Origin of the sequence: Candidatus Phytoplasma stylosanthis (genome assembly GCF_032886435.1) — a bacterium.
GTDB lineage: Bacteria > Bacillota_I > Bacilli_A > Acholeplasmatales > Acholeplasmataceae > Phytoplasma > Phytoplasma stylosanthis.
The window spans coordinates 1-1,748 of the sequence record NZ_JAUZJP010000033.1 but is presented as its reverse complement, the minus strand read 5'-3'; the positions used below and the strand labels follow the sequence as shown (position 1 = coordinate 1,748).

General features: G+C 30.9%; 1 protein-coding gene and 1 pseudogene. Both read left to right on the top strand.

Annotated features, from left to right (window positions below):
- Positions 1-314, top strand: a pseudogene (locus Q8777_RS02555) (hypothetical protein); the annotation flags it as partial.
- A 35-nt stretch (positions 315-349) separates the two neighbouring features.
- Positions 350-1,630 (top strand): AAA family ATPase, encoded by a 1,281-nt coding sequence (locus Q8777_RS02550; protein WP_318749488.1) that lies wholly within the window; start codon positions 350-352, stop codon positions 1,628-1,630.
- The last annotated feature ends 118 nt before the right edge of the window (positions 1,631-1,748 follow it).

Below are 1,748 nucleotides of genomic sequence, written 5' to 3'. Positions count from 1 at the left end.
ACGTTCCCTTATTTCTTAAAATAACTACTAAATATGATACGGAAAATACTTTTGCTCATCCTGACCGATACTTCAATTTAGAGATTAAAAGTAATAACACCATTCATGATGAAACCCAACGCCCCAGAATGGTTTTAAACGATGAAGGTATTGGGAAAATTAACATCCAAATTAGTTTACAACAACATCAATTCATAAGTGCGCAAAACCCAATTTTAAATTTAATTCTCGACTATGAATTAGTAGATAAAAACGGAAACGCTTTAGGTGGCGGGACTCAAACTATCACCAACCCAATTGCCAACATAGCTTAATAAAATGAAAAATAAAAAAAATGGAGGAGAAAAAAATGAAAATACCCCAACAAAACCAAAACCCCAAAACACCGTATTTAAATTATATGGTTTACATTTTATGGGGTTTATTTCTTTTTTTAGGTACTTATATTTGGATTCATCACCAAACCTTAACTATGACAGAAGAAAAAATAAATCATTACGATCAAATTCTTCCCAAAATAGAAGAAAAAATAAACCATTATAACCAAATTTTTCCCCAAATTGAAGAAAAAATAAACAATTATAACCAAATTCTTCCTAGAATAGAAGAAACAAAAAAAGAAATAATGACCAAATTTAATGATTTTATCCAATCAGAAAATAAAAACCAGGAACAGTCATTATTAGAAAATAATAACCCTTTCCATCAAAATAACACTGAACTAGAAGGGAGGTTATTTCATCCTTCCGACTCTAAAAAATTTATCGGTTTCGATAAATTAATCGGGTTTAAAGAAGAGAAAAAAGCCATAGATGGATTTATTGATTATTTAAAAAATTCCGAAAATTACCAAGGAATTGGGGAAGTAGAACCACCATTAGGCATTTTAATGTACGGTTGTCCAGGAACTGGTAAAACCACTTTAGCAAGAGCCCTTGCCAAAGAAACTAATTTACCATTCTTTGAAGTGAGTAGTTCCGTTTTTGCCCAAAAATTTAGAGGTACAGCAGTACAAATGGTTAGAGATTTATTCACTGCTGCTCGTATCTTAGCCGAAGAACAACACGGCGCCATCATCTTTTTAGATGAATGTGAAACTATTTTTTCTGATATAAGTCTGTTAGATGCCGATTCAGAATTAGCTAACGTTGTTAACCAATTCAAAACCGAAATGACTTCCATGGATAATAATCCCAATAAACCTATTTTCATTATTGGTGCCACAAATTATAACGATAGAATCGATGACGCCATTAAATCAAGATTTACATATAACATTGAAGTTAAACCAGGCAACAAAGCAGAACGTCAACAAATGTTAGAATTCTTAATCAAGAAAAGAAAAAATCCTTACAATGAAGAAGCTAAACACTATCTATTGGAAGTAATTAACGAAGCTTTAGAATATTTACCTGATCATCAACAATTCTTAAAAGCCAATCGAACTTTAGAAAACTTGTTAAAAACAACAGTTAGTATTTTTGCCCCAACCCGTGGTACAAGTAATACTCGAAGAAATGAAATCAATAAAAACGATTTAAAACAAGCTTATCAAATGATTATTTCTCCTGATCTTAGTTTGTTAGAACAAATTGAAAACCAATTAATATCGAAAGGTGGTGAAAAATAATGTTATCACCCTTAGACGTTTTAAAAGGTTTTATTAATTTAAAATCTTATTTTACTTGGGTTATGATGGCGATGGTGGTTTGGAGTGGGTTTAGTTTTTTTAAAAAACGTTCTATACC